The organism is Magnetospirillum sp. XM-1, assembly GCF_001511835.1.
Taxonomy (GTDB): domain Bacteria; phylum Pseudomonadota; class Alphaproteobacteria; order Rhodospirillales; family Magnetospirillaceae; genus Phaeospirillum.
On sequence record NZ_LN997848.1, the window covers coordinates 1,114,982 to 1,133,302 of the forward strand.

Here is an 18,321-nt window from a genome sequence, read left to right on the forward strand (position 1 = left end):
GGACTCAAGCGCCCGCCGCCCCATATAACGCCATCATGAGCGATAGAGCCTGGCCCTTTCTGAAGATGCACGGCCTGGGGAACGACTTCGTCGTCCTCGACGCCCGCGCGCGCGCCTTCGATCTGACGCCCGCCCGAGTGCGCGCCATCGCGTCGCGCGGCACCGGGGTGGGCTGCGACCAGTTGGTGGTGCTGGCGCCTCCTTCGGGCAACACCGCCGACGCTACCATGCTGATCTACAACGCCGACGGTTCCGAGGTGGCGGCCTGCGGCAACGCGTCGCGCTGCGTCGCCTGGCTCTTGATGAAGGAAACCGGCCTCGACAAGGTGGTGTTCGAGACCAAGGCGGGATTGCTCGACGCCGAATCGCGCGGCCCCTTCCAGGTGGCGGTGGACATGGGACCGGCGCGCCTGGACTGGCGGGAAATTCCGGTGGCCGAGGCGGTGGACACCCTGCATCTGGGCATCGCCGCCGGACCGCTGGCCGATCCGGTGGGCGTCAGCATGGGCAACCCCCACGCGGTGTTCTTCGTGGACGACGCGGAAAGCGTCGACCTCGCCGCCTTGGGCCGTGGCCTCGAGCATCATCCCATGTTCCCCGAGCGCGCCAATATCGAGGTGGCCCAGGTCCTCACCCCGCCCGACGCCGAGATCGGGCGCATCCGCATGCGGGTGTGGGAGCGGGGCGCCGGCATCACCATGGCCTGCGGCACCGGGGCCTGTGCCACGCTGGTGGCGGCGGCGCGGCGGGGCTTAAGCCCCCGCAAGGCCGAGATCACCCTGGACGGCGGCCAGCTCACCATCGAGTGGCTGAAGGACGGCCACGTGCTGATGACCGGGCCGGTGGCGGTGGCCTTTGCCGGGACGCTGGATTCCAGCCTGCTTCCATGACGACGAAACCACCAGAGGTTCTGACCTTCGGCTGCCGCCTCAACGCCTATGAGTCGGAGGTGATGAAGGAGCACGCGCGGGCCACGGAAAGCGGCGTCGAGACGGTGATCGTCAACACCTGCGCCGTCACCGCCGAGGCCGAGCGCCAGGCGCGCCAGGCCATCCGCAAGATTCGGCGCGAACGCCCCGACGCCCGCATCGTGGTCACCGGCTGCGCCGCCCAGGCCCATCCCGAAACCTTCGACGCCATGCCCGAGATCGACCAGATTCTCGGTAACGCCGAGAAGATGCGGCCCGACATCTTCGCGGCCCCTCCGCCTCAGCGCATCGTGGTGGGCGACATCATGGAGGTGCGCGAGGTCGCCTCCCATCTGGTGTCCGGCTTCGAGGGCCGCGCCAGGGCCTTCGTCGAGGTGCAGCAGGGCTGCGACCATCGCTGCACCTTCTGCATCATCCCCTTCGGGCGCGGCCCCAACCGCTCGGTGCCCATGGGCCGCATCGTCGAGCAGATCCGGGAACTGGTGGCCGGCGGCTATAACGAGGTGGTGCTGACCGGCGTGGACGTCACCGCCTATGGCGCCGACCTGCCGGGCAAGCCGGGATTGGGCCAGCTGGTCCGCCGTCTGCTGGCCGCTGTGCCCGAGCTTGCCCGTCTGCGCCTGTCGTCGCTCGATCCCGTCGAGGTGGACGAGGACCTGCTGGCCGCCATCGCGTCCGAGCCCCGGCTGCTGCCCCATTTCCACCTGTCGGTCCAGGCGGGCGACGACACTATTCTCAAGCGCATGAAGCGCCGCCACCTCAGGGGCGACGTCATCGCGCTGGCGGCGAAGATCAGGGCGCTGCGCCCCGATGTGGTGCTGGGCGCCGACATCATCGCCGGCTTTCCCACCGAGGACGAGGAGATGTTCCAAAAGTCCCTCGACCTGGTGGACGAGGCGGGTCTGACCCATCTGCACGTCTTTCCCTTCTCGGCCCGGCCCGGCACGCCGGCGGCCCGCATGCCCAAGGTTCGGGGCGACGTGATCAAGGAGCGCGCCGCCCGCCTGCGGGCCAAGGGCGCGGCGTCCATGGCGGCCTTCCTGGCGACCCGAATCGGCGGGGTGGAAAGCGTGCTGATCGAATCGGGGGGCAAGGGCCATTCCGCCCATTACCTGCCGGTGCGGGTGGCGGGTTGCCATGCCTCGCCGGGGACGATATTGAACGTGCGCGTCACCGCGGTGGACGCCGACGAGTTGGTGGGGGAATTGGCATGAGCATCTTCGGGTTCGGCAAGAAGAAGGAAGCGGCTCCCGCCCCGGAGCCCGTCGCCGCCCCGGAGCCCGCCCCGGCCGAGGAATCCACCTCGTGGTTCGGCCGCCTGAAATCCGGGCTGGCCAAGTCGTCGTCGAAGCTGACGACCGGCATCGGCGACCTGTTCACCAAGCGCAAGCTGGACGACGAGGCGCTGGAGGAGCTGGAGGAACTGCTGATCACCGCCGATCTGGGCGTCGCCACTGCGGCGCGGGTGACCAAGCATCTGGCCAAGACCCGCTTCGGCCAGGACGTCACCTCCGACGAGATCAAGGCGACGCTGGCCGAGGAAATCACCCGCATCCTCGGCCCCGTGGCTAAGCCGCTGGAGATCGATCCCGCCCGCAAGCCCCATGTGGTGCTGGTGGTGGGCGTCAACGGCTCGGGCAAGACCACCACCATCGGCAAGATGGCCAAGGGCTACAAGGATGCCGGCCTGTCGGTGACGCTGGCCGCCGGCGACACCTTCCGCGCCGCCGCCGTCGAGCAGCTGAAGGTCTGGGGCGAGCGCACCAATTGTCCGGTCATCGCCCGTGAAACCGGGGCCGACGCCGCCGGTCTGGCCTATGACGCCGTCGAGCAGGCCCGCGCCAGGGGTGACGACCTGCTGTTCATCGACACCGCCGGGCGGCTGCAGAACAAGTCCGACCTGATGGCCGAGCTGGCCAAGCTGGTGCGCTCCATCAAGAAGGTGGACGAGACCGCGCCCCATTCGGTGCTGCTGGTCTTGGACGCCACCGTGGGCCAGAACGCCCATTCCCAGGTGGAGATCTTCAAGGACATGGTGGCCGTCTCCGGCCTGGTGCTGACCAAGCTGGACGGCACCGCCAGGGGCGGCGTGCTGGTGGCCTTGGCCGAGAAGTTCGGCCTGCCGGTCCACGCCATCGGCGTGGGCGAAAAGGCCGAGGATCTGCGTCCCTTCGAGGCCGATGCCTTCGCCAAGTCCCTGGTGGGGGTGGAGTAATATCCCCTAAGGCGGAGCCACGAGACACGGATGGACACGGATGCGGCGCTTCGCACCGCTCACGGATGAACATTATCCGTGTCGATCCGTGGCCGCGAAGCGGCGTCCGTGTCCATCCGTGTAGAGGGATCGCCGCCTACAGCAACGACCCCTGCCGCCCGTCCGGCACGACCGGCTTTTTCGGCGCCTTGGGCGTCGGCGGAGCGCTGCCCTCGACCCGCACGCCGGCCTTGCCGTCGGCGAATTCTACGCCTAAGGCGGTGCCCGGCTTGGCCGCCGCGACCGAGGTGACCGGGGCGCCGTGCTCGTCCCTGACCACGGCGAAGCCCCTGTCCAGGACCTTGCGGTAGGAAAAGCTTTCCAGCAGCTGGCCGGCATGGGCGACGCGCTTGGCCTTGTCTTCCAGCAGGCGGGGCAGGACTTGAATCAGGCGGGCGGTGGATTGTTCCAGTTGCAGGGCGCGGCGCTCGTTGGCGGCGCGCTCGGCGGCCGTCACCGTCTTCATGGCGTGGTCGAGACGGGTGGAAAGCGCGGTCAGCTTGTGCCCGGCCTCGGCCAGCTGTTCACGGGGATGGCGCAGGCGCGCACCCAGGCGGTCCAGCTCGGCCCGGCGGCGCTCCAACAGGATGCGGGGCGCGTTGGCCAGGCGCTCGGCCCGCTCGTCCAGACGCCGGGCGCAATCCTCCATCACCCGGCGGGGGTGGGGCAGGGCGCGGAAGGTGTGGGACAGGCGGGTGCGCCGCTCCTCCAGTCCGCGCTGCATGGCGCCCACCATGCGCGCGCCCATGTCGGCCATGGTGGCGATCAGCTCGGCGCGCACCGGCACCGCCTTTTCTGCGGCGGCCGTGGGGGTGGGGGCGCGCAAATCCGAGGCGAAGTCGATCAGCGTGGTGTCGGTCTCGTGCCCTACCGCCGAGATCAGCGGAATTTCGGATTCAGCCGCCGCCCTGACCACCATCTCCTCGTTGAAGGCCATCAGGTCTTCCAGCGAGCCGCCGCCCCTGGCCACGATCAGCACGTCGGGGCGCGGCACGGTGCCGCCCGGCTTCAGCGCGTTGAAGCCCCGGATGGCGGCTGCCACCTGGGCCGCCGCGCCCTCGCCCTGGACGGCCACCGGCCACAGCAGCACGCGGCGGGGGAAGCGTTCGGCAAGGCGGTGCAGGATGTCCCTGATCACCGCCCCGGTGGGCGAGGTGACCACGCCGATGATGTCGGGCAGGAAGGGGATGGGGCGCTTGCGCGAGGGATCGAACAGCCCTTCGGCCATCAGCCGCTTCTTGCGGTCCTCCAGCATCTTCAACAGCGCGCCCTGGCCGGCCAGCTCCATGCGCTCGACCACCATCTGGTATTTCGAGCGGCCGGGATAGGTGGTGAGGCGGCCGGTGGCCACCACCTCCATGCCGTCCTCGGGGCCGATGGCGAGCTTGCCCGCGCTGCCCCGCCAGCACACCGCGTCCAGCACCGCCTCGGCATCCTTCAGCGCGAAATAGAGATGGCCCGAGGAATGGCGCTTGAAGCCCGAGATCTCGCCCCGGACGCGCACGAAGGAAAAGGCGTCCTCCACCGTGCGCCGCAGGCCGGCGGACAGTTCCGAGACCGAGTATTCCGGGACGTTGGAGGGGGCGGGGCGCTCGTCGTTCATGGCGGGATGATGGCCTTTTGCAATCACGGGCGGAAGTGATAAAACGCCGCCAAGCGAGTGACGGAGGCGGACATGAAGGTTCTGGTGGTCGGTTCGGGCGGGCGCGAGCATGCGCTGTGCTGGAAGCTGAAGTCGTCTCCTCTTCTCACCAAGCTGTGGTGCGCTCCGGGCAATGCGGGCATCGCCGATGCGGCCGAATGCGTCGCCATCGGGGCGGAAAAGGTGGACGAGTTGGTGGAATTCGCCAAGTCCAACGCCGTCGACCTGGTGGTGGTGGGCCCCGAGGCTCCGCTGGTTCTCGGCCTCGCCGACAAGTGCCGCGCCGCCGGCATCAAGGTGTTCGGCCCCTCGGCCGCTGCGGCCGAGCTGGAGGGCTCCAAGGGCTTCATGAAGGATGTGGCGGCCCGGGCCGGCATTCCCACCGCCTGGTACGGCCGCTTCACCGACATGGAAAAGGCCAAGGCCTTCATCCGCGAAAAGGGCGCGCCCATCGTGGTCAAGACCGACGGCCTGGCTGCCGGCAAGGGCGTGGTGGTGGCCATGACCCTGGACGAGGCCCTGGGCGCCGTTGACATGATGATGGGCGACAAGGTCTTCGGCGACGCCGGCAACGAGCTGGTGATCGAGGAGTTCCTCGACGGCGAGGAATGCTCGTTCTTCGCGCTGTGCGACGGCAAGACCGCGTTGCCCCTGGTGGCCGCCCAGGACCACAAGCGGGTGGGCGACGGCGACACCGGTCCCAATACCGGCGGCATGGGCGCCTATTCCCCCGCTCCCGTGGTCACCGACGCGGTGCAGGCCGAGATCATGGAGCGTTCCATCCTGCCGCTGGTGCGCACCATGGCCCAGATGGGAAAGCCCTATACCGGTGTGCTCTTCGCCGGCATCATGGTCACCAAGTCCGGGCCGAAGCTGCTGGAATACAACGTGCGCTTCGGTGATCCCGAGTGTCAGGTGCTGATGGCGCGCCTCGAGTCCGACCTGCTGCCGGTGCTGGCGGCGGGTGCCGAGGGCAAGCTGGCGGGCATCGAGCTCGAATGGTCCGACGACGTCGCCCTGGTGGTGGTGATGGCCGCCAAGGGTTATCCCGGCTCTTACGAGAAGAACACCGTGATCGGCGGGCTGGACGCGGCGGCCAAGGTGGACGGCGTCACCGTGCTGCACGCCGGCACCGCCATGAAGGACGGTCACGTGGTCGCCACCGGCGGCCGCGTGCTGGGCATCACCGCCAAGGGCAAGAGCGTGGCCGAGGCCCGCGAACGCGCCTACAAGGCCGTGGACGCCCTGGACTGGCCGGGCGGCTTCTGCCGCCGCGACATCGCCTGGCGGGCCCTGGCGCGGGGTTAGTCCGCAGACCTTCGGGGGGCCTTGCGCCCGCCCCCTCGGGTGGGTATGATTCCTCTCTCCTCGCCATAAGACGAGATGAAGAGGGCCGGAACAACCGGTCCCGCCGACAGGGGATTCACGGGAGACGAGACCCATGTCCTGCCACGGAGCAGACAAGCATGATGCAGCCTTCCTGCATCATGCCCAGCCGCCATTGAGGCGGCGGCCAAGCGCGCGGAGGCGCGCGCCCGGCGAGGGGCTGCATGACTTTACGAGGTCGCGCAGCCGATGCTGATCGCGGCCGCCCTTTCCGCCCTTCTGGCCCTCGCCGTTCTCGGCGTGCTGGCCGGCGCGGAAATGTGGCGGCACCGATTGGTCTATTTCTGCTGCATGATTGCCTCGCTGGCTCTGCTGGCGGGCGGCATCAAGCATCTGGGCCAGACGCCCGGCACCGGCCCGGCCATCGTGCTGCCCATCGGCCTGCCCTGGATGGCCGCCCATTTCCGCCTCGACAACCTGTCCGCCTTGTTCATGGTGGTGGTCAACCTGGCCTCGGCCGCCGCTTCGGCCTATGGCATCGGCTATTGCTCGCACCTGCCCGAGCCCCGGCGGGTGACGCCGTTCTATCCCCTGTTCCTGTTCGGCATGAACGCGGTGCTGATCGCCGACGACGCCTTCATGTTCCTGGTGGCCTGGGAGTTCATGTCGCTGTCGTCGTGGCTGTTGGTCCTGGCCGACCACAAGAACGCCGAGAACCGCCAGGCCGCCTTCGTCTATCTGGTGATGGCCTGTTTCGGCACCTTCTGCCTGTTGACCTGTTTCGGCCTGATGGCGGGCGGCGAGGGGGCCTATTCCTTCCCCGCCATGCGCGCCGCCAAGCTGGACGGCGTGTCCGGCTTCCTGGTGGTGCTGCTGGCCCTGCTGGGGGCGGGGTCGAAGGCGGGTCTGGTGCCGCTGCACGCCTGGCTGCCGCTGGCCCATCCGGCGGCGCCCAGCCATGTCTCCGCCCTGATGAGCGGCGTGATGACCAAGGTGGCGCTGTACGGCCTGATCCGCATCCTGTTCGACCTGCACGGCGAGGTGAACTGGGCCTGGGGCGCGGTGCTGATGGTGGTGGGCGGCGTCACCGCCGTACTCGGCGTGCTCTACGCCATCCTGCAGGATGATCTGAAGAAGCTGCTGGCCTATTCCACGGTCGAGAACATCGGGGTGGTGGTGATCGGGCTGGGGCTGGCCATCGCCTTCAAGGGCAGCGGCGAGAAGACCCTGGCCGCCCTGGCCCTGGTGGCCGGGCTCTACCACATCGTCAATCATTCCATCTTCAAGACCCTGTGGTTCCTGTCGGCGGGCGCCGTCATCACCGCCACCGGCGAGCGTGACCTCGGCAAGCTGGGGGGGCTCGCCAAGCGCATGCCGTGGAACGGCGTCGCCGCCCTGGTGGGCGCCATCGCCATTTCCGCCCTGCCGCCCTTGAACGGCTTCGTGTCGGAATGGCTGATCTTCCAGTCGCTGTTCAAGGGGCCCTCGCTGCCCCATTGGGCCATGAAGTTCGGCGTGCCGGTGGTGGGCGCCATGCTGGCCCTGGCCGCCGCTTTGGCCGCCGCCTGCTTCGTGCGCGCCTACGGCATCGCCTTTTTGGGTCGTCCCCGTTCCCAGGCGGCGGCCGAGGCCCATCAGGTCCCCGCTTCCATGCGCCTGACCGTGGCCTTCCTGGCGGTGATGTGCGTGGTGCTGGGCGCCATTCCGGTGACCGTCACCGATGCGCTGTCCCACGTGGTGACGCCGCTGACCGGGGTGCAGTTCGCCGTGTCCGCCGATCTGGGCTGGCCGTGGCTGTCGCCCGTCAGCTCGACGCGGGGCTCATATTCCGGCACGGTGCTGGTGATGACCGGCGTGGCTCTGTGCGCCGTCACCCTGATGCTGGCCCGCCTGCTGGGCACCTCGCGCCTGCGCCGCGCCGATGCCTGGGATTGCGGCCACCGCGAGAACATCCCCGAAAGCCAGTATACCGGCCAAAGCTTCTCGCAGCCGCTGCGCCGCGTCTTCTGCGCCTCCATCTTCGCCGCCAAAGAAAGCGTCGACATGCCCGACCCCGGCGACAACCGCCCGGCGGAGATGAAGGTGAGCGTGGTCGATCCGGTATGGGTGGGGCTTTACGCCTCCATCGGCCGATTGGTGGACTTCATCGCCGATCTGGTCAACCGCATCCAGTACCTGACGGTGCGGCGCTATTTGCTGATGATGTTCGCCACCCTGGTGATGATGCTGCTGGTGGTGGCGGTGAGGCAAAGCCAATGAGTTCGGTTGCTTGGCAAGTGCTGCAGATCGTCCTGGTGGTGGGTATCAGCCCGCTGATCACCGGCTGGGTGCGGCTGGTCAAGTCCAGGCTCAACGGCCGCATCGGCGCCTCGCCCTTCCAGTCCTACCGCGACGTCTACCGCCTGTTGCAGAAGGAGGCGGTGGTGGCCCATTCGGCGTCCTGGGTGTTCCGGGCGGCGCCTTACGTCACCTTCGGCTCGGTATGGCTGGCCGCCTCGATCGTTCCGGCGTTTACCACCAACCTGTTCCTGGCCCAGGCGGCCGACCTGATCGCCCTGGTGGCGCTGCTGGGCGTGGCGCGCTTCTGGACGGCGCTGGCCGGTATGGATATCGGCACCAGCTTCGGCGGCCTGGGCGCATCGCGCGAGATGATGATCGCGTCGCTGGCCGAGCCGGCCATGCTGATGGTCACCTTCTCGCTGTCCCTGGTTTCGGGCACCACGGCGCCGGCCCAGATCATCGCCTTCATCCTGTCGGGCGGCGTGGGGCTCGAGGTGTCGCTGGGCCTGGCCTTGGCCGCCCTGGTGATGGTCGCCATCGCCGAGAACGGCCGCATCCCCATCGACAACCCCGCCACCCATCTGGAGCTGACCATGGTCCACGAGGCCATGGTGCTGGAATATTCCGGCCGCCATCTGGCGCTGATGGAAGGGGCGGGCATGGTGCGCCTGACCCTGTTCATGGCCCTGATCGGCGGCCTGTTCGCGCCCTGGGGCATGGCCCAGGGCGGCGACGGCGGGCTGGCCGTGCTGGTCGGGCTGGGGGCCTTCCTCGCCAAGTGCTTCGTCCTGGCCACGGCCTTGGGCGTGTTCGAGACCTCGATTGCCAAGATGCGGGTGTTCCGCTACGCCGACTTCCTGGGCGGCGCGCTGCTGCTCGGCCTCTTGGCCACCATCTTCCTCTACGTCTCGGAGGCGGTGTGATGGGGGCGCAGCTTTCCTACGACATCGCCCACCTGATCGGCGCCACGGTGCTGATGGCCGGCTTTTCGCTGCTGTACCAGCGCCGCCTGTTCGCGGTGCTGAACACCTTCGCCTTCCAGGCCCTGGCCCTGGCGGCCGCTGCCGCGTGGCAGGCCCATATCCAGCACGCCCCCCACCTTTACGTCACCGCCGCCATCGCGCTGATCTTCAAGGCGGTGATCGTGCCCATCGCGCTGCATTGGCTGGTGGAGCAACTGGGCATCCACAGGAACGTCGAGACCGCCATGTCCATCGGCTGGACCATGATGGCCGGGGTGGCGCTGGTGGCGCTGTCCATCCTCTTGGTGCTGCCCGTCACCGCCAACGCCACGGCGCTGACCCGCGAAAGCCTGGCCTTGGCCATGAGCGTGGTGCTGCTGGGCCTGCTGATGATGATCACAAGGCGCAACGCGGTGACCCAGGTGGTGGGCTTCATGGCACTGGAGAACGGCTTGATCCTGGCCGCCGTCTCGGCCAAGGGCATGCCGCTGGTGGTGGAGATTTCCGTGGCCTTCTCGGTGCTGGTGGCCATGACCCTGTTCGGCATCTTCTTCTTCCGCATCCGCGAGCGCTTCGACACCCTGGATCTGGTCGAGCTGGAAACCCACCGGGGAGACCGCCAATGATCGGGGGCTTCACCTTGCTGCCCGGCCTCGACAATCCGCTGTTGTGGATTCTGGGCGTGCCGCTGGGTTCGGCCGGCTTTCTGGCGGTGCTGAAGGACTGGCGGGCGGCCACCTGGATCAACGTGCTGGCGTCGGGGGTCACCTTCGCCTCGTCGCTGTTGCTGATCCATGTGCGGCCCGAGCCGACGCGGCTGCTGTTCATCGACGATTTCAACGTCTATCTGGTGGTGTTGACCGCCTTTGTTGGCCTCACCACCTCCATCTTCTCGGCCGCCTATATCGCGCGGGAATCCGAGGCGCAGCGGCTGTCCGACCTGCATTTGCGCTTCTACCACTCCATGTACCAGGCCTTCCTGTTCACCATGCTGCTGGCCCTTTGCGCCAACAATACCGGTGTGATGTGGGTGGCGGTGGAGGCGGCGACGTTGACCACCGTGCTGATGGTGAGCCTGTATCGCACCCGCGAGGCCATCGAGGCGGCGTGGAAGTACTTCATCCTGTGCTCGGTGGGCATCGGCCTCGCGCTGTTCGGCACCACCCTGGTCTACCTTGCCGCCCAGCCGGTGATGGGCGACGGGGCCGACGCCATGGCCTGGACCCTGATGATCAAGCAGGCTCATCGCTTCCAGCCCGACCTTCTGAACCTGGCCTTCGTCTTCGTGCTGGTGGGCTACGGCACCAAGGTGGGTCTGGCGCCCTTGCACGCCTGGCTGCCCGACGCCCATGCGGAAGGCCCCACCCCCATCTCGGCGGTGCTGTCGGGCCTGCTGCTCAACGTGGCGCTTTACGCCCTGCTGCGCTTCAAGATGGTCATCGCCGCCAATGGCGCCACGCTGACGCCCGGCCCGCTCTTGATCGTCATGGGCCTGTCGAGCCTGTTCCTGTCGGCCTTCATGCTGTACCGGCGCGGCGACATCAAGCGGCTGTTCGCCTATTCCTCCATCGAACACATGGGGGTGATCACCTTCGCCTTCGGCATGGGCGGCGCGGTGGCCAATTTCGCCGGTCTGCTGCACATGACCATGCACTCGCTGACCAAGTCGGCCATCTTCTTCGCCGTCGGCATCATCAGCCAGAACTTAGGCACCAAGCGCATCGCCGCCATCCGGGGGCTGACCTCCTCGCACCCGGTGCTGGGCTGGGGCTTCGTGCTGGCGGTGCTGGCCATTGCCGGCCTGCCCCCCATGGGGGTGTTCATGAGCGAATTCCTGGTGCTGAGTTCCACCTTCGCCCGTCAGCCGCTGCTGGCCATCCCGCTGGCCATCGGCCTGCTGCTGGCCTTCGGCGCCCTGGTGGCCCGGCTGCAAAGCATGGCCTTCGGCGAGCCGCCGCCCCACGCCCACGCCCACGGCAAGGCCGGGCCGCTGTCCACCGCCCTGGCGCTGACGCCGCTTTGGGTCCACATGGCCCTGGTGCTGGTGGCCGGCCTCTATCTGCCCAAGGAACTGGTGGCGTGGTTCCAGCATGTGGCGAGGTTCCTGGGATGATCGGCGACGTCACCCTTCTCGAGTTCCTCTCGCTCGGCTCGCCTGTCGAGGCGCACCGGCCGTGGCCGCGCTTCACCCTCGACCTCAAGGGCTGGCGGCTGCTGGTCGACCGCCTCCGGGTGGCGGAATGGGCGGTGATGGCCGAATGGGCCGAGCGCGAGCATATCCACGTGGCGCTCAGAGACGAGACCAATGGCGACATCGCCGTGGCGTCGCACCACACGGCCGACCGCCGCTTCCTGGCGCTGGGCAACGTCCGGCCGGGGGTGATCCGCATCGAGCGCGCCATCCACGACGTCTGGGGGCTGGCCCCCGTCGGTCTCGAGGACAAGCGCCACTGGCTGGACCACGGGCGCTGGCCGTCGCGCATGCCCCTTTCCGCCCAGCCCATGGCCCCGGCCTCCGAGCCCGATTCCTATCCCTTCCTCAAGGCGGTGGGCGACGGCCTGCACCAGATTCCGGTGGGTCCCGTCCATGCCGGCGTCATCGAGCCCGGCCATTTCCGCTTCCATTGCCAGGGCGAGGCGGTGGTCAGGCTGGAACAGCGCCTGGGCTACCAGCACAAGGGCATCGAGGGCCTGATGGCCGGCGCAACCCTGGCCAAGGCGGCGCGCATCGCCGCCCGGGTGTCGGGCGATTCCACCGTGGCCTATTCCCTGGCCTTCGCCCGCGCCGTTGAGGCCGCCACCGGCTGCGAGGTGCCGCCCCGCGCTCACTGGATCCGGGGCGTGATGGCCGAGATGGAGCGGGTGGCCAACCATGTCTTCGACATCGGCGCGGTGTGCAACGACGCCGCCTTCGCCATCATGCTGTCGCATATGGGCGTGCTGCGCGAGAAGATCGTGCGGGCCAACGACGCCCTGTTCGGCCATCGCCTCAACATGGACCGCATCGTGCCGGGCGGCGTGGCCCGCGACCTGTCGGACGAGGGGGCGGAAGCGCTGAAGCACCTGCTGCACGGCTTCGTTCGCCTGTTCGAGGAAGCCTATCAGCTCTACGAGAACTCGCCCTCGCTGTCCGATCGCACGGTGTCGACCGGCGTCGTCCAGACCTCGCTGGTCCACCGCTTCGGGGCCGGCGGCTTCGTCGGGCGGGCCTCGGGGCGCGGCCACGACGCAAGGCAATCGCCGGGCTATCCCCCCTACGACAAGCTGGACATGACCGTCCCCGTGCTGACCGAGGGCGACGTCAACGCCCGCGTGCAGGTGCGCTTCGCCGAGGCCCGGGAATCGCTGCACCTGATCAACCGCATGCTGCACGAGATGCCGGAAGGCGCCACAAGCGTGCCGGTGCCCGATGTGGCGGGCGAGGGGCTGGGCCTGGCCGAAAGCTTCCGGGGCGAGGTGGTGGTCTGGCTGCGCCTGGGCGAGGATGGCGTGGTGGAGCGCTGCCACGCCCACGATCCCTCGTGGTTCCAGTGGCCGCTGCTGGAGGCCGCCATCGAAGGCAACATCGTCGCCGACTTCCCGCTGTGCAACAAGTCGTTCAACTGTTCCTACTCGGGGCATGATCTATGATCCCGCCCATCGCCAAGATCCTGGCCCGCCACCTGCTGAAGGGCCCCCACACCCAGAAGGACGCGCCGCGTCCCGATCCCGACGGCGTCGTGGAACTGGCCGAGGCGCTGGGCCGCCGGGCGCGGGACCGGCTGGGCCGCTCGCTGTCCATCCGCGAGGTGGACGCCGGTTCGTGCAATGGCTGCGAGCTGGAGATCCACGCCGTCAACCATCCCATCTACGACCTGGAACGCTTCGGCATCCGCTTTGTCGCCAGCCCGCGCCACGCCGACGTGCTGCTGGTCACCGGCCCGGTGACGCGCAACATGGAAGAGGCGCTCCGCCGCACGGTGGAGGCCACCCCCGAACCGCGCTGGGTGGTGGCCATGGGTGATTGCGGTCGTGATGGCGGCTGCTTCGCCGGGTCCTACGCCGTGGTGGGCGGAGTCTCGGAGGTGGTGCCGGTGGATTTGCACATTCCCGGCTGCCCGCCCAGCCCCCGCCAGATCCTCGCCGGGCTGCTGGCCCTGCTGGATTGCGTGGACAAGGGATAGCCGAAAACAGGCAGGAGAAGGTCATGCCCGACATTCACCGCCGTCCCATTCCTGAGCGCATCGACTGGCTGTTCGACCTGGCCCGCCGCCATGGCGAGGTGTTTCGCGGCCCCGAGGCATGGCTGGCCCGCCAGCGCTATCTCGCCGAACACCCCACCGCCATCGCCGTGCTGAAATGCATGGACGGGCGCATCAACATTCCCGTCGCCACCAACACGCCGGCCGGCATCCTGATGCCGTTCCGCAATCTGGGCGGCATGTTCGACCTGGGCTGGCCCCATCTGGGCGAGGTGCTGGCCCACCACGTCACCCGCATGGTGGAGTCGGGACGCCGGGTGCTGTTCCTGATCACCTACCACTGGTCCAAGGGCGACAGGAAGCGCGGCTGCGCCGGGTTCGGCTACGACACCGACGCCGCCATCGCTCATACCCGCCAGATTCGCGCCCAGCTGGAGCATATCTTCGGCACCGGCCACGGCACGGTCTATCCCCTGGTCTGCGGCTTCGAGACCGACGAGGACGCCCTGGTGATCCACGGCCGTGGCGGCGCGACCCTCGACCTCGCCGCCCTGTCTGCGTCCGAGGCCGCCACCCTGGAGCCGCGCCTCGCCGCCCTGCTGCCCGACATGCCGGCCCAGATGCGCGCTGATCTGTTGCCGCTGCTTCTCGGGAACCTGGAGCACGTCGCCACGGTGCGCGACCAGACCCGCCGTCACGAGCGCCTGCTGGACGTGGAGCATCGCGAATGGATGATCTGCCTGGGCCGGGGCTTCGACTTCCTGCACACCCCCAACCTGGCCCTGATCATCGGCCCCTACAGCCCCGATCTGGCCGATCCCTTGCGCAAGGCCGCCGGCATCATCGAGGACAACATGAAGGCCGGGCGCATTCCCGACGACGGCTTCCTGCTGCTGGCCTCGGTGCCCTATGACGAGATCGGCGTCGACCGGGCGCGGGCCGAGCTGAAGTCGCGCTTCCTCTCCGACTTCGCCGCAGGCGTGCTGGCCGAGGACTTCCCCCAGCTGGCGGCAAAGATGAGCAAGCGCACCGCCGTGCTGGACTGGCGGTCGCGGGATCTGGAACTGCTGGCCGATTAACCGGCGGCTTCGTTGCTGATTTCCACCAGATTGCCGTCGGGATCGCGGATATAGACCGAGACGAGGGGGCCGCGCGCCCCCGTCCTCGCCACCGGCCCATCCTCGATGGCGACGCCGTATCCGTTCAGGTGGGCGATCACCTCCGTGATGGGAATGGTGGTGGTCAGGCAGAAATCGGCCGAGCCGCCGGTGGGGTGGAGGGCCTTGGGCTCGAATTCACGGCCCTTCTGGTGCAAGTTGATCTTCTGGCCACCGAAGGCCAGAGCCTTGCGGCCCGCTCCGAACTCCACCACCTCCATGCCCAGAACCGTCTGGTAGAAGGCGCAGGTGGCGGCGATGTCGGCCACCGTCAGGACGAAATGGTCAATGCGGTCGATACTGATCAATGGCTTCCCGCCATGGGGCAGCCGCCGCAGCCCATGGGGGTGCCGCAGGACGGCGGCGGGGCGGCGGCCGCACGGCCCTTGCCCACGTTGGGGGCCATGATCGCCTTGCCCACTTCCTTGTCGCCGCATTCGGGACAGGTCAGAGCGCCGGCCTCCTTCTTGGCGTCGTAATCGCCGCTGTTGTCGAACCATTCCTCGAAGTGGTGGTCGTGGGAGCAGCGCAGCGTATAGAGGATCATGTCGGGCTCTCGAAACAAGGAAACCGCCCCTTTATAGGGGAGCGGCTTCCCAAGTTGCAATCGGTCTAGAAGCTGTCGTCGCCGCCGCCCACGTCGTAGCCGGGGTCGAAATCGCCATAGCTCTGGTCGTCGGCGATGGTGGTGTCGTAGCTGGGCTGGGCCGCCGTGTCGCCCGCCGGGGCCGACGAGCCGTAGTAATTGTTGATGGTGGTGTCGCCCGCGGTTTGCGCGCCGGTGCCGGCCGACGAGCCGCCATGGCCGCCGGCGAACATGGACGAGATGCTGTTGGCCAGCAGCATGCCGCCGGCCACGCCCACCGCGGCACCCGCCGCCGTGCGCAGGAAGCCGCCGCCGGCCGAGGGCTGGCCGCCCCAGGGCGAGGGCTGCTGGGCGTATTGCTGCTGCGGAGGCGGCGCGTATTGCTGCTGCTGGACCTGCTGCTGCGGCGCCTGAGTGGCGGGCACCGAGCCGCGTCCGCCGCCCCACGCCCCCCGGCCGAAGCCGCCGCCGGGCTGCTGCGGCTGGGACTGGCCGGCCAGCCGGGCCTCGAGGTCGCGGATGCGGGCCTCGTTCTCCTTGATGGCCATTTCCTGCACCACCACCGCCTCGACTAGGTTGTAGGCGGCATCCGGCACGGCGCGCAGGCGCTCAACGATCAGGGCCTCGGCTTCGCGGTCCTTGGGCCCGCCCGCCAGCTTCGACAGACGGTCGAACACGCTAAGAATCAGGTCACGTTCGGAGGGGGTCATGGCTCGCCTTCCCGGTGAGAAATCGCTGAGCAAGAATGTAGGTGCGAATCGCGGCATGTCCATGGCGGAAATTTATCATTACGAATCATTAAGTTGCTACAATCTGCTCCGAAAAGTGCGGGAAATTTCACCCGATCGCGCTTGACTCTCCCGCTCACCCCTCCTAGATGGTTGGCACTCGTCGCCGGAGAGTGCTAACAGCACCCCGGCAGATCGAAACGTCTTACGGAGGTAATTCCCGAAATGAAGTTCCGTCCGCTCCATGACCGCGTGCTGGTCAAGCGCCTCGACGCCGAAGAGAAGACCGCCGGCGGCATCATCATCCCCGACACCGCCAAGGAAAAGCCCATGCAGGGTGAAGTGGTGGCTGTCGGTTCCGGCACCCGTGGCGACGACGGCAAGCTGGTGGCGCTCGACGTCAAGGCCGGCGACCGCGTGCTGTTCGGCAAGTGGTCCGGCACCGAGGTCAAGATCGACGGTGTCGATCTGCTGATCATGAAGGAATCCGACATTCTCGGCATTCTCGCCTAATTCCAGAATTCCATAGAGGTTCAGACAAATGGCTGCCAAGGAAGTCAAGTTCTCCACCGACGCCCGCACCCGCATGCTGCGCGGCGTCGACATTCTCGCCGATGCGGTGAAGGTCACCCTGGGTCCCAAGGGCCGCAACGTGGTGATCGAGAAGTCGTTCGGCGCTCCGCGCATCACCAAGGACGGCGTTACCGTCGCCAAGGAGATCGAGCTGGCCGACAAGTTCGAGAACATGGGCGCCCAGATGGTGCGCGAAGTGGCCTCGAAGACCGCCGATCTGGCCGGTGACGGCACCACCACCGCCACCGTGCTGGCCCAGGCCATCGTCCGCGAGGGCGTCAAGGCCGTGGCCGCCGGCCTCAATCCGATGGATCTGAAGCGCGGCGTCGATCTGGCCGTGGCCGCCGTGGTCGAGAACGTGAAGTCGCGTTCGCGCAAGGTCGCCACCAATGCCGAGATCGCCCAGGTCGGCACCATCTCCGCCAACGGCGAGAAGGAAATCGGCGACATGATCGCCAAGGCCATGGAAAAGGTCGGCAACGAGGGTGTGATCACCGTCGAGGAGGCCAAGGGCCTGGACACCGAGCTGGACGTGGTCGAGGGCATGCAGTTCGACCGTGGCTACACCAGCCCGTACTTCGTGACCAACGCCGAGAAGATGACCTGCGAGCTGGATAACCCCTACATCCTGCTGCACGAGAAGAAGCTGTCGGGCCTGCAGCCCCTGCTGCCCGTGCTCGAGCAGGTGGTTCAGTCCGGTCGTCCGCTGGTGATCATCGCCGAGGACATCGAGGGCGAGGCCCTGGCCACCCTGGTGGTCAACAAGTTGCGCGGCGGCCTGAAGGTCGCGGCGGTGAAGGCTCCGGGCTTCGGCGACCGCCGCAAGGCCATGCTGGAAGACATCGCCATCCTGACCGGTGGTCAGGTGATCAGCGAAGACCTCGGCATCAAGCTGGAAAGCGTCAACCTGGAGATGCTGGGCACGTCCAAGCGCATCACCATCACCAAGGAAGACACCACCATCGTCGACGGCTCGGGCAAGAAGGGCGACATCGACGCCCGTTGCAAGCAGATCCGCGCGCAGATCGAGGAGACCACCTCGGACTACGACCGCGAGAAGCTGCAGGAGCGTCTGGCCAAGCTGGCTGGCGGCGTGGCCGTCATCAAGGTCGGCGGCGCGTCCGAGATCGAGGTGAAGGAGCGCAAGGATCGCGTTGACGACGCCCTGCACGCCACCCGCGCCGCGGTCGAGGAAGGCATCGTCCCGGGCGGCGGCGTCGCCCTGCTGCACGCCGTCAAGGCCCTGGAAGGCCTGAAGTCCGGCAACCCGGACCAGGAAGTGGGCATCGGCATCGTCCGTCGCGCGCTGCAGGCTCCGGTGCGTCAGATCGCCGAGAACGCCGGCCATGACGGCGCCGTTGTCGCCGGCAAGATCGGCGAGTCCAAGGACCTGGCCTTCGGCTTCGACGCCCAGACCGGCGTCTACACCGACATGATCAAGGCCGGCATCATCGATCCGACCAAGGTCGTGCGCACCGCGCTGCAGGACGCGGCTTCCGTGGCCGGCCTGCTGATCACCACCGAAGCCATGATCGCCGAGCGCCCCAAGAAGGACGTGGGCGGCATGCCCGGCGGCGACATGGGCGGCATGGGTGGCATGGGCGGCATGGGCGGCATGGACTTCTAAGTCCGGCCAACCGACGCTTACCCGCGTTGAAGGAAACCCCTCTCCCGGCAACGGGAGGGGGGTTTTTCTTTTCAAT

At 68.0% G+C, this 18,321-nt stretch carries 18 protein-coding genes; 14 read left to right on the forward strand and 4 right to left on the reverse strand.

Annotated features, from left to right (window positions below):
* The first annotated feature begins 35 nt into the window (after positions 1-35).
* Genes dapF through ftsY form a run of 3 tightly spaced genes read left to right on the forward strand, consistent with a single transcriptional unit; the run spans position 36 to position 3,144 of the window.
* Entirely contained in the window at positions 36-890 is an 855-nt protein-coding gene (gene dapF / locus XM1_RS05320) for a diaminopimelate epimerase (RefSeq protein ID WP_068430880.1), read from the forward strand.
* Positions 887-2,143, forward strand: a complete 1,257-nt coding sequence (gene mtaB, locus XM1_RS05325; protein ID WP_068430883.1) for a tRNA (N(6)-L-threonylcarbamoyladenosine(37)-C(2))-methylthiotransferase MtaB — start codon at positions 887-889, stop codon at positions 2,141-2,143. Before dapF ends, mtaB begins: the two co-directional genes overlap by 4 nt.
* Positions 2,140-3,144 (forward strand): signal recognition particle-docking protein FtsY, encoded by a 1,005-nt coding sequence (gene ftsY / locus XM1_RS05330; protein WP_068430887.1) that lies wholly within the window; start codon positions 2,140-2,142, stop codon positions 3,142-3,144. The genes mtaB and ftsY overlap by 4 nt, the downstream gene beginning before the upstream one ends.
* 136 nt (positions 3,145-3,280) lie before the next feature.
* On the opposite strand, the gene xseA is transcribed toward ftsY, so the two are convergent.
* Positions 3,281-4,786, reverse strand: a complete 1,506-nt coding sequence (xseA, locus tag XM1_RS05335) for an exodeoxyribonuclease VII large subunit (RefSeq protein WP_068430889.1) — start codon at positions 4,784-4,786, stop codon at positions 3,281-3,283.
* 72 nt (positions 4,787-4,858) lie between these two features.
* On the opposite strand from xseA, the gene purD reads away from it, so the two are divergent.
* From purD to XM1_RS05375, 8 genes are all read left to right on the forward strand, one after another.
* Positions 4,859-6,133 (forward strand): phosphoribosylamine--glycine ligase, encoded by a 1,275-nt coding sequence (gene purD, locus XM1_RS05340; protein WP_068430892.1) that lies wholly within the window; start codon positions 4,859-4,861, stop codon positions 6,131-6,133.
* A 267-nt stretch (positions 6,134-6,400) separates the two neighbouring features.
* On the forward strand, positions 6,401-8,410 hold the full coding sequence (gene hyfB, locus XM1_RS05345) for a hydrogenase 4 subunit B (protein ID WP_068430895.1): 2,010 nt from the start codon (positions 6,401-6,403) through the stop codon (positions 8,408-8,410).
* Positions 8,407-9,354 carry a respiratory chain complex I subunit 1 family protein gene (locus XM1_RS05350; RefSeq protein WP_068430898.1) on the forward strand — a complete coding sequence of 316 codons (948 nt, stop codon included), beginning with the start codon at positions 8,407-8,409 and terminating at the stop codon, positions 9,352-9,354. The genes hyfB and XM1_RS05350 overlap by 4 nt, the downstream gene beginning before the upstream one ends.
* Complete coding sequence (locus XM1_RS05355; RefSeq protein WP_068430902.1) at positions 9,354-10,019, forward strand: hydrogenase-4 component E; 666 nt, start codon at positions 9,354-9,356, stop codon at positions 10,017-10,019. Before XM1_RS05350 ends, XM1_RS05355 begins: the two co-directional genes overlap by 1 nt.
* Positions 10,016-11,506, forward strand: coding sequence for a hydrogenase 4 subunit F (locus XM1_RS05360; RefSeq protein WP_068430905.1), 1,491 nt, complete (start codon positions 10,016-10,018; stop codon positions 11,504-11,506). The genes XM1_RS05355 and XM1_RS05360 overlap by 4 nt, the downstream gene beginning before the upstream one ends.
* A complete protein-coding gene (locus XM1_RS05365; protein WP_231920694.1) occupies positions 11,503-13,023 on the forward strand; it encodes a nickel-dependent hydrogenase large subunit in 1,521 nt (506 codons plus the stop codon). Before XM1_RS05360 ends, XM1_RS05365 begins: the two co-directional genes overlap by 4 nt.
* A complete protein-coding gene (locus tag XM1_RS05370) occupies positions 13,020-13,556 on the forward strand; it encodes an NADH-quinone oxidoreductase subunit B family protein (RefSeq protein ID WP_068430907.1) in 537 nt (178 codons plus the stop codon). The genes XM1_RS05365 and XM1_RS05370 overlap by 4 nt, the downstream gene beginning before the upstream one ends.
* A 23-nt stretch (positions 13,557-13,579) precedes the next feature.
* The gene (locus tag XM1_RS05375; RefSeq protein WP_068430910.1) at positions 13,580-14,653 is read left to right on the forward strand and encodes a carboxysome shell carbonic anhydrase domain-containg protein; all 1,074 of its coding nucleotides are present in this window, start codon (positions 13,580-13,582) and stop codon (positions 14,651-14,653) included.
* On the opposite strand, the gene XM1_RS05380 is transcribed toward XM1_RS05375, so the two are convergent.
* The 3 genes from XM1_RS05380 to XM1_RS05390 form a co-directional block, all read right to left on the reverse strand.
* The gene (locus XM1_RS05380; RefSeq protein ID WP_068437517.1) at positions 14,650-15,036 is read right to left on the reverse strand and encodes a VOC family protein; all 387 of its coding nucleotides are present in this window, start codon (positions 15,034-15,036) and stop codon (positions 14,650-14,652) included. The genes XM1_RS05375 and XM1_RS05380 overlap by 4 nt on opposite strands.
* A complete protein-coding gene (locus XM1_RS05385; protein ID WP_068430913.1) occupies positions 15,036-15,278 on the reverse strand; it encodes a DUF1178 family protein in 243 nt (80 codons plus the stop codon). The genes XM1_RS05380 and XM1_RS05385 overlap by 1 nt, the downstream gene beginning before the upstream one ends.
* A gap of 65 nt (positions 15,279-15,343) precedes the next feature.
* Positions 15,344-16,027 (reverse strand): DUF2076 domain-containing protein, encoded by a 684-nt coding sequence (locus XM1_RS05390; protein ID WP_068430916.1) that lies wholly within the window; start codon positions 16,025-16,027, stop codon positions 15,344-15,346.
* On the opposite strand from XM1_RS05390, the gene XM1_RS23865 reads away from it, so the two are divergent.
* The 3 genes from XM1_RS23865 (at position 16,026) to groL (ending at position 18,245) form a co-directional block, all read left to right on the forward strand.
* Positions 16,026-16,172 (forward strand): hypothetical protein, encoded by a 147-nt coding sequence (locus XM1_RS23865; protein WP_156428650.1) that lies wholly within the window; start codon positions 16,026-16,028, stop codon positions 16,170-16,172. The genes XM1_RS05390 and XM1_RS23865 overlap by 2 nt on opposite strands.
* Positions 16,173-16,270: 98 nt before the next feature.
* Positions 16,271-16,558 (forward strand): co-chaperone GroES, encoded by a 288-nt coding sequence (gene groES / locus XM1_RS05395; protein WP_008613804.1) that lies wholly within the window; start codon positions 16,271-16,273, stop codon positions 16,556-16,558.
* A 28-nt stretch (positions 16,559-16,586) separates the two neighbouring features.
* Entirely contained in the window at positions 16,587-18,245 is a 1,659-nt protein-coding gene (groL, locus tag XM1_RS05400) for a chaperonin GroEL (RefSeq protein ID WP_068430920.1), read from the forward strand.
* Positions 18,246-18,321 lie beyond the last annotated feature (76 nt).

Coding starts and splice junctions, on each gene's coding strand:
- XM1_RS05370 (WP_068430907.1), top strand. CDS start 13,020: ATGATCCCGCCCATCGCCAAGATCCTGGCCCGCCACCTGCTGAAGGGC.
- groL (WP_068430920.1), top strand. CDS start 16,587: ATGGCTGCCAAGGAAGTCAAGTTCTCCACCGACGCCCGCACCCGCATG.
- ftsY (WP_068430887.1), top strand. CDS start 2,140: ATGAGCATCTTCGGGTTCGGCAAGAAGAAGGAAGCGGCTCCCGCCCCG.
- XM1_RS05365 (WP_231920694.1), top strand. CDS start 11,503: ATGATCGGCGACGTCACCCTTCTCGAGTTCCTCTCGCTCGGCTCGCCT.
- mtaB (WP_068430883.1), top strand. CDS start 887: ATGACGACGAAACCACCAGAGGTTCTGACCTTCGGCTGCCGCCTCAAC.
- XM1_RS05360 (WP_068430905.1), top strand. CDS start 10,016: ATGATCGGGGGCTTCACCTTGCTGCCCGGCCTCGACAATCCGCTGTTG.
- XM1_RS05385 (WP_068430913.1), bottom strand. CDS start 15,278: ATGATCCTCTATACGCTGCGCTGCTCCCACGACCACCACTTCGAGGAA.
- XM1_RS05375 (WP_068430910.1), top strand. CDS start 13,580: ATGCCCGACATTCACCGCCGTCCCATTCCTGAGCGCATCGACTGGCTG.
- XM1_RS05390 (WP_068430916.1), bottom strand. CDS start 16,027: ATGACCCCCTCCGAACGTGACCTGATTCTTAGCGTGTTCGACCGTCTG.
- hyfB (WP_068430895.1), top strand. CDS start 6,401: ATGCTGATCGCGGCCGCCCTTTCCGCCCTTCTGGCCCTCGCCGTTCTC.
- XM1_RS05355 (WP_068430902.1), top strand. CDS start 9,354: ATGGGGGCGCAGCTTTCCTACGACATCGCCCACCTGATCGGCGCCACG.
- XM1_RS05350 (WP_068430898.1), top strand. CDS start 8,407: ATGAGTTCGGTTGCTTGGCAAGTGCTGCAGATCGTCCTGGTGGTGGGT.
- groES (WP_008613804.1), top strand. CDS start 16,271: ATGAAGTTCCGTCCGCTCCATGACCGCGTGCTGGTCAAGCGCCTCGAC.
- xseA (WP_068430889.1), bottom strand. CDS start 4,786: ATGAACGACGAGCGCCCCGCCCCCTCCAACGTCCCGGAATACTCGGTC.
- dapF (WP_068430880.1), top strand. CDS start 36: ATGAGCGATAGAGCCTGGCCCTTTCTGAAGATGCACGGCCTGGGGAAC.
- XM1_RS23865 (WP_156428650.1), top strand. CDS start 16,026: ATGGCTCGCCTTCCCGGTGAGAAATCGCTGAGCAAGAATGTAGGTGCG.
- purD (WP_068430892.1), top strand. CDS start 4,859: ATGAAGGTTCTGGTGGTCGGTTCGGGCGGGCGCGAGCATGCGCTGTGC.